Genomic DNA, 7,281 nt, shown 5'->3' with positions numbered 1-7,281 from the left:
TCATCGTTCGACTTGCATGTGTTAAGCACGCCGCCAGCGTTCATCCTGAGCCAGGATCAAACTCTCCGTTGAAGTAAAACAAAAACAGACACAACCACCACCCCCGGGAAAACGGGAGAAAACGGCTGCACAAAATTTGAAACCAGCTGAAAAACAACCAGATCACACCACGGGGTGGCACAACCCGGTCCATTCAACCAATCCATATAAATAAATTGGTATCAACAAACTTGGCACACTATTGAGTTCTCAAACAACAGACACACCCGGCACCACCACAACCACATTTCGGTCGCGGATCGCTCCGGAGCAACTTCCCAAACTTACCCGGTTTCAAGACTCAAAGCAAATCAGCGTTTCCGCGATCCGCCGGTCATCAAGACCAACCCCGCCGTCACACCGCACGCCAAGTGGCGAACCGTTTTTCAGGCTGTTTAGAAGGGGGTTTGGCCGCCTTCGGTAACCAGCATCTCGCCGGCCCCCTCTCGGCGACTTAGAAAACAATACACCTACTTTGGCCCCACCGCAAACCCTCCCCGGTATGGGTGCCAGCCCCCGCCAATCCGGGCCAAAACAGGCATCGGAGGCACTTTCCGCCGCGTCGGCGTCGTTCTTGGTTTCTGTGGGCTGTGTCACCGCGCCGGGACCCGGCGCGGGAACCTGGCGGCGGAAGCCTGTACCAGCGTCGTCCTGGAACCCCTGCCCGGCAGCGCCAGCCAGGGTTAAACGCAAGAAGGGCCGGCAACCGTGAGGTTGCCGGCCCTTCTTAGACCACTGGAATCAGCAGTGCTGGCTTAGCAGCAGTGTTGAATTACCAGGAAGACTTGGTGATGCCCGGGAGCTCACCGCGGTGAGCCATGTCGCGGAAGCGAACACGGGAGATACCGAACTTCTGGAAGGTACCGCGGGGACGGCCATCGATGATGTCGCGGTTACGCAGACGTACCGGTGAGGCGTTGCGGGGCAGCTTCTGCAGGCCGAGGCGTGCAGCTTCGCGTGCCTCGTCGGTCGACGCGGGGTCAACCAGGGCCTTCTTCAGTTCGAGGCGCTTTGCAGCATAGCGCTCGACGATGACTTTACGCTGTTCGTTCTTAGCGATCATTGACTTCTTAGCCATAGTGCTTAGCGCTCCTCTCGGAATTCGACGTGCTTACGGATGCGGGGGTCGTACTTCTTCAGAACCATGCGGTCCGGGTCGTTACGACGGTTCTTGCGCGTGACGTAGGTGTAACCCGTGCCAGCGGTCGACTTGAGCTTGATGATCGGACGTACGTCCTTGTCCTTAGCCATTAGAGCTTCACTCCTCGTGCCAGGATGGCGGCTACGACTACGTCGATGCCACGCACGTCGATGGTCTTGATGCCACGTGCAGAGACCTGCAGGGTGACATTACGGCGCAGGGACGGAACCCAGTAGCGCTTCTTCTGGATGTTCGGGTCGAACCGGCGCTTGTTGCGGCGGTGCGAGTGCGAAATGCTGTGTCCAAAGCCCGGCTCGGCTCCGGTCACCTGGCAGTGTGCTGCCATGACGACTCTCCTCATGAAAATAAATGAAACGGTCCGCAGCGTTCCGCGTACCGTGCGACAGGGGGCGTCCGCATCCAGCGTTCACATCTCCGGTGTTCCGCAGGCGTGGACATCCGGCGAAAGCCGGCTGTTTTCCGCACTGCGGCGAAGATGATTGGCCACGAGTACCTGGCAGAGGAATCCACTGCGAAGTACCGGGATGCTGGGCGAATACAGGAGTGCACGCAACTTGAGCCCCTAACTACCGGCCTTGAGGACTGCCATCATTGAGGACAAATCCCGCCAACCGGAGCAATTGCACACGCTCCGCGCCACCTAGCGCCTACCAAGTCTACGAGCTTGACTAATTAAAGGCCAATCGGGTAGCCGTCAATGCCGCCCGCGGGTGTATAAGGCCGCCGCCCTCACGTGCCGAAGTCACATCGGCGCCGCAGTCTTTTCACAGCAGAATGAAAGGGTGCCGCCGGAGTCTTGAGGCATGAACACAGAGCTCCTGCCGGCGTTGGCCGCCGATTCCCGGGCCGCAGATGCTGCCCGCGGCACTATCGAAGCCAGGCACCGCCGTCGGCTGTTTCACGCCGACCTGCTGGTAACTGTTGCCTGGGCGTCCGTGGCTGCTGCGGTGGCGTTGTGGCTGGCCGACGGCGGAGCAACAGTATTCTCGACGCTCGCCGGATCATTCACAGCCTTGGGCATTGTGGCCGGGCTGGCCGGCATGGACCTGGTCCTGCTGATGCTGCTGCTGGCGGCACGGATTCCGTTCATTAACCAGACCGTTGGCCATGACCGCGCCCTGGACTTCCACCGGAAGCTCGGCAAACCGTCACTCTACCTCCTGCTGGCGCACGGAGTCCTGATCGCCTTCGGCTACGGGATGGCCGAAGGGCTGGATCCCGTAAGCGAAGCCGTGTCCCTGTGGGTACTGGTGCCGGATATGTGCCTTGCCTATATCTCCATGGCGCTGTTCATCGCCGTCGTGATCACATCCCTCGTGGCAGTCCGCCGTCGGTTTCCCTACGAGTTCTGGTACGCGGTGCACCTGCTGACGTATGCCGCCGTCGCAACCTCCCTTCCCCACCAGTTCAGCGTGGGCGGGCTGTTCGCTGAAGGGACGTGGCAGCGCTGGTACTGGCTGGCTGCGTGCTTTGCGACAGGTGCGGCCCTGCTTCATTACCGTGTCCTGGAACCCGTCATTGCAACGTTCCGGCACCAGCTCACGGTCAGCCGTGTGGTGACGGTGGCGCCCGGTGTGGTCAGCATTGAGATGCACGGGCTAAACCTCAACGAACTGGCCGGAACCGGGGGCAGGTTCTTCATCTGGCGGTTCCTGGCCCGCGGCCTGTGGTGGCATCCACATCCGTTCAGCCTCTCCGCCGAACCGCTCCAGTTCGATGCTGCGGGGCGCGGCCTGCTCAGGATCACCGTCCGGAACCTCGGCAAGGGATCGGCCCAACTCGCCGGGCTGAAGCCCGGAACCAAGGTGGCATTGGAGGGGCCCTACGGAATCTTCAGTACGGCGGCCCGGAGCCGGGACAACGTGGTGATGATCGGCGCCGGCATCGGCATCACACCGCTGCGCGCGCTGCTTGAGTCGACGCCGTTCACACCGGGGCAGGCGACCGTGATCCTCCGGGGCCGCAGCGAGCAGGAACTCTACCTCGGCGACGAAATCCTGGACCTTGCCCGGCGCCGAGGCGCCACCCTGTTCCACCTCACCGGTGCCCGCTCGGGCCGGCACGCTGACAGCTGGCTTCCTGATCATGCCACCGACGCCGGCCACCGGCTAACGGATTACGTGCCCGGCATCGCGGACGCGGACGTCTACGTCTGCGGGCCGGCAGCATGGGCACGGAACGTGCTCATGGATGCCCGCGCCGCGGGTGTCAAAGAAGACCAGCTCCATTACGAAAGGTTTGACTGGTGAGATTACGGGCAGCAGTATCCGCAGCACTTGCCTCGGCCGGGATCCTCCTGGCCGGCTGGCAGTCGGGAACCTATGTGGAGGACACCGGGGGCGCCGCGGCCAGCACATCCGCAGGGACAGCGGGCACGGCCGCCGAGCCCACAACCGGGGCCGCGGCGAAGGCCGGCGGAACATACGCGGGCAGTGTGGTGCAGACCAGATTCGGCGCCGTCCAGGTGCAGATCACCGTGAAGTCAGGGTCCATTACCGACGTCGAGGCCCTGCAACTGACCGACGACGACCGCAAGTCCATCCAGATCAGCAACCGGGCAGCACCCCTCCTCAGGGCTGAAGTGCTCGCTGCCCAGTCAGCCGACGTGCAGACGATCGGAGGCGCCACCGTGACCAGCGACGCCTACCTGAGCTCCCTCCAGGCGGCCATCGATGCAGCGAACCTCTAATCACCTGGGAGCCGCACCACAGGGGACGGCGTCAAAGCCAGACCGGCGCACGCTGCAGGCGAGGACATTCAACTGCATGGGAACGGTCATCAGCCTGACCCTGCCCTCAGCCTCGGGTGAGGATGAGCTGGTGGCCGCCACCGCCGTCGTCGAACGGCTCTTTGCGGGCCTGGACGAGACGTTCAGCCTGTACCGTCCCGAATCGGCGGTGAGCAGGCTGGCGCGGGCAGAGATCAAATTGCCCGACACCTCGGAAGACATGCGCCGGCTCTATGCCGACGCGGTCGGCTGGAGGCTGGTGACCGAAGGCGCGTTCAGTCCCGAGCGGCCCGACGGCGTCCTGGATCTTTCCGGAATCGTCAAGGGACATGCCATCCAGGAGGCCGGAACATCCCTGTTGGCGCTGGGCCTGCGCGACTGGTGCCTGAACGCCGGCGGCGACGTGCTGGTCAGCGGATCACCGGCGCCCTCGAACGTAGGGCCCCACGGCGCGGACCCCGGGAGCAGGGAGCCGTGGCGTGCCGGGATTGTGGATCCGGAGGACCGCCGCACCCTGATTGCAGGCTATCCGCTGGGCGGCCATGCCGGTGCGAAACTGGCGCTGGCAACATCCGGCTCAGCTGAACGGGGTGACCACATCTGGGCCGCGGGAGCGGGCAGCCGGGTCCGTACAGGGGCGGCGGCGCCGGTGTTCCGCCAAGTATCAGTGGCTGCGGTGGACATCGTCACGGCCGACGTGCTGGCGACGGCGATCGTGGCCGGCGGGCTGCCGATGCTGGACCGCGCCACGGACGGGTGGGACATTGAGGTGCTGGCCGTGCGCGCCGGCGGCGAACTGCTCGCGACGCCCGGGTTCCGGCGCTAGGTGCACAGCGGTGTCCGGCGGAGGCTAGATCCTGGTGAGCTGGCCGTACCGCGGCTGGAGGCCGTCGCCGGAGGACTTGCCCGTGATCCGGCGGACCACCCACGGCGCGGCGAATTCCCGCACCCAGCGCGCATTCGCACGGATGGCTTCTGCCCGGCTGAGCTCGGGCACGGGTGTCATCGGCGGCACTTCGATGGAGTGGTCATGTTCAAGGACAGTCAGGACCCTTTTCGCCATGTTGGCGTGGCCGGCCGGGGACATGTGCATCCGGTCCTTGGCCCACATGCCCCAGTCGTAGTACTCGCTGAAACGCCAGTAGTCCACCAGCAGCGCGCCGTGGTCTCCTGCGATGCCGCGCACCAGTTCGTTGTAGATGGCGGTGCGGCCCCGGGTGGTGCTGAAGACCTTGGAACCCCGTGAGTCAAAGCCCGTGAACATCACCACGGTGGCGCCGGTGGCACTCAACTTGCGGATGCCGGCGTCGTACTCCACCAAAAGGTCATCGATGTCGACCTTGGGCCGAAGGATGTCGTTGGCCCCGGCGTAAATGCTCACCAGCGTGGGTTTAAGTTCGACGGCGGCGTCCACCTGCTCCGCCATGATCTGCCGGAGTTTCCTCCCTCGGATGGCCAGGTTGGCATAGCCGAAGGAAGGGTCAGCGGCGCCGAGTTGCTCCGCCACCCGGTCCGCCCAGCCGCGCACGCCGTTGGGCCGGTCCGGATCGTCGTCGCCGAGGCCTTCGGTGAACGAATCTCCAAGGGCTACGTAACGGGCGGCAAATTCCATATCGATAGTCTGCCACCTGTTGCCGGGAGCAACAAAGCGGGACGGCCGGGGCTCCGGCGCAGGAAAGTCAGGACTCGCGCAGGATCCAGTGATCAGAGTCCAGGCGGCCCACGATCTTCTCGCCAATGCGGGCCAGGTCAGCAACATCGCGTTCGGACAGGGCGTCGAGGAACAGGGAACGGACGGCTTCCACATGGCCGGGCGCTAGTTCCACGATGGTGGCCATTCCGGCGTCGGTCAGGTGGGCGGTGGTGACGCGTGCGTCGCGCGGATGCGGCTGGCGCTCCACCCAGCCGCGGTTCTGCAGCTTGGTGACCACATGCGACAAGCGCGACAGCGAGGCGCTGGTGCGGGCGGCGAGTTCGCTCATGGGCAGGAAGCGGCCTTCCGCTTCGGAGAGCATGGCGAGCACGTTGTAGTCGAAGAGCGAAAGCTTGCCCGCCGCGTGGAGCTTCGTGTCCAGCGCTGCCGGTAACAAGGTATTAATGCTGAGCTGGGCCAGCCAGGCACGGCGTTCGTCGGCGTTGAGCCAGCGCGGTTCGGTCATGGATACATCCTAGATTGCGGAACCGGTAGGCTGACCGCATGTACGTAGTCTCCCTGACCTACAAGGTTCCCGAAGAGATCGTCGATTTCCATCTGAAGGCGCACGTCGAGTGGCTGCAGGACGCCTTCGACCAGGGCATCTTCATCGTCGCCGGCCGGAAAATCCCCCGCACCGGTGCCCTGCTGCTGTCCAATGCGGACCGTGCCAGCCTGGATGCGTCGCTGGTCGAGGACCCCTTCTACACGAACGGGGTGGCGGAGTTCGACGTCGAGGAATTCCACGCCGGCAGGGTGGCGCCGGGCTACGAGAACCTGCTCGATATCTAGCTCTTCTTCGGTGCCGCTGCCGGCGACTTTGCCGTCAGTTTCTTCAGTCCGCCCTTCCGCGGCACCTTCACCGGTTCCGGCCAGCGCGGGCTGAGGCTGTCCCCGAGGGTGACGCCGCGCAGCTTGCGGCCAAAGAGCGGCAACACCCAGTCGTGCACCCAGCGCCGCTGCAGCTGTTCCCACTCCCGCAGGCTCAGCCTGGCCGGCGGCTCCCACTCCAGGGGACTGATCTTGTGCGGCACGCCCAGATGGTCCAGGACCTGGGCGGCAAGGTATTTGTGGCCTGCCTTGGACATGTGCAAGCGGTCCGAATCCCACATCCGCCGGTCATGGAACGCATCGAAGCACCAGTAATCCACCAGCACGGCGTCGTATTTGGCCGCGATTTCCCGGACCCGCCGGTTGTAGGCCATGTTGCGCTTCTTCAGGGGCTCCAGGACAGCGGACACCTTGACGTCGAAACCTGTGAACAGCACCACCGTGGCACCCGTGGCGGCGAGCCGGGACACCAGGGTTTCATAGTCGGCCATGAGCGCATCCACATCGGTTCCGAAGTCGAGGATGTCGTTGCCGCCGGCATACAGGGTCACCAGGGTGGGCTCCATCGCCAGCGCCGGCTCCAGCTGCTCGTCGATGATGTGGCGAAGCCTCTTGCTGCGGATGGCAAGGTTCGCGTACTGCCACCCCGGTTCGGCCTTGGCCAGCTTCTCCGCGACCCGGTCAGCCCAGCCGCGCACGCCATTGGGCAGCCGCTTGCTGCGGTCCCCCACGCCCTCGGTGAACGAATCCCCCAAGGCAACAAACCGCCGTCGCCCTTCCCGGTCCGGAAGCAAAGGAAATGAACCCACCCCGGCACCCTACCCACTT

10 protein-coding genes and 1 rRNA gene are annotated in these 7,281 nt (G+C 64.3%); 4 read left to right on the top strand and 7 right to left on the bottom strand.

Annotation, left to right across the window (positions count from 1 at the left end):
• From AB0N24_RS25085 to rpmB, 4 genes are all read right to left on the bottom strand, one after another.
• A 16S ribosomal RNA gene (locus AB0N24_RS25085) occupies positions 1 to 72 on the bottom strand; the annotation flags it as partial.
• 739 nt (positions 73 to 811) lie between these two features.
• Complete coding sequence (rpsN, locus tag AB0N24_RS25080) at positions 812 to 1,117, bottom strand: 30S ribosomal protein S14 (protein ID WP_011693742.1); 306 nt, start codon at positions 1,115 to 1,117, stop codon at positions 812 to 814.
• A 5-nt stretch (positions 1,118 to 1,122) separates the two neighbouring features.
• The gene (gene rpmG, locus AB0N24_RS25075) at positions 1,123 to 1,290 is read right to left on the bottom strand and encodes a 50S ribosomal protein L33 (RefSeq protein ID WP_011693743.1); all 168 of its coding nucleotides are present in this window, start codon (positions 1,288 to 1,290) and stop codon (positions 1,123 to 1,125) included.
• A complete protein-coding gene (gene rpmB / locus AB0N24_RS25070) occupies positions 1,290 to 1,526 on the bottom strand; it encodes a 50S ribosomal protein L28 (RefSeq protein ID WP_011693744.1) in 237 nt (78 codons plus the stop codon). The genes rpmG and rpmB overlap by 1 nt, the downstream gene beginning before the upstream one ends.
• Positions 1,527 to 2,004: 478 nt before the next feature.
• On the opposite strand from rpmB, the gene AB0N24_RS25065 reads away from it, so the two are divergent.
• The 3 genes from AB0N24_RS25065 (at position 2,005) to AB0N24_RS25055 (ending at position 4,755) form a co-directional block, all read left to right on the top strand.
• Complete coding sequence (locus AB0N24_RS25065; RefSeq protein ID WP_364130564.1) at positions 2,005 to 3,450, top strand: ferredoxin reductase family protein; 1,446 nt, start codon at positions 2,005 to 2,007, stop codon at positions 3,448 to 3,450.
• A complete protein-coding gene (locus tag AB0N24_RS25060; protein WP_364130562.1) occupies positions 3,447 to 3,890 on the top strand; it encodes an FMN-binding protein in 444 nt (147 codons plus the stop codon). Before AB0N24_RS25065 ends, AB0N24_RS25060 begins: the two co-directional genes overlap by 4 nt.
• A gap of 76 nt (positions 3,891 to 3,966) precedes the next feature.
• Positions 3,967 to 4,755: an FAD:protein FMN transferase gene (locus AB0N24_RS25055; protein WP_364130559.1), complete on the top strand. Its 789-nt coding sequence runs from the start codon at positions 3,967 to 3,969 to the stop codon at positions 4,753 to 4,755.
• 24 nt (positions 4,756 to 4,779) lie between these two features.
• Here AB0N24_RS25055 and AB0N24_RS25050 read toward each other — a convergent pair whose 3' ends face one another.
• Complete coding sequence (locus tag AB0N24_RS25050; RefSeq protein WP_364130556.1) at positions 4,780 to 5,541, bottom strand: SGNH/GDSL hydrolase family protein; 762 nt, start codon at positions 5,539 to 5,541, stop codon at positions 4,780 to 4,782.
• A gap of 67 nt (positions 5,542 to 5,608) precedes the next feature.
• Positions 5,609 to 6,088 (bottom strand): MarR family transcriptional regulator, encoded by a 480-nt coding sequence (locus AB0N24_RS25045; RefSeq protein ID WP_104176016.1) that lies wholly within the window; start codon positions 6,086 to 6,088, stop codon positions 5,609 to 5,611.
• Positions 6,089 to 6,126: 38 nt separating this feature from the next.
• Between AB0N24_RS25045 and AB0N24_RS25040 the strand changes: the two genes are divergently transcribed.
• Complete coding sequence (locus AB0N24_RS25040; protein WP_364130553.1) at positions 6,127 to 6,414, top strand: YciI family protein; 288 nt, start codon at positions 6,127 to 6,129, stop codon at positions 6,412 to 6,414.
• On the opposite strand, the gene AB0N24_RS25035 is transcribed toward AB0N24_RS25040, so the two are convergent.
• Positions 6,411 to 7,262, bottom strand: coding sequence for an SGNH/GDSL hydrolase family protein (locus AB0N24_RS25035; protein ID WP_364130550.1), 852 nt, complete (start codon positions 7,260 to 7,262; stop codon positions 6,411 to 6,413). The two genes, AB0N24_RS25040 and AB0N24_RS25035, sit on opposite strands and share 4 nt — an antisense overlap.
• Positions 7,263 to 7,281: the final 19 nt, after the last annotated feature.

Origin of the sequence: Arthrobacter sp. NPDC093128, assembly GCF_040683875.1 — a bacterium.
GTDB lineage: Bacteria > Actinomycetota > Actinomycetes > Actinomycetales > Micrococcaceae > Arthrobacter.
The sequence above is the reverse complement of the archived record's forward strand: the minus strand, read 5'-3'. Positions and strand labels throughout refer to the sequence as shown.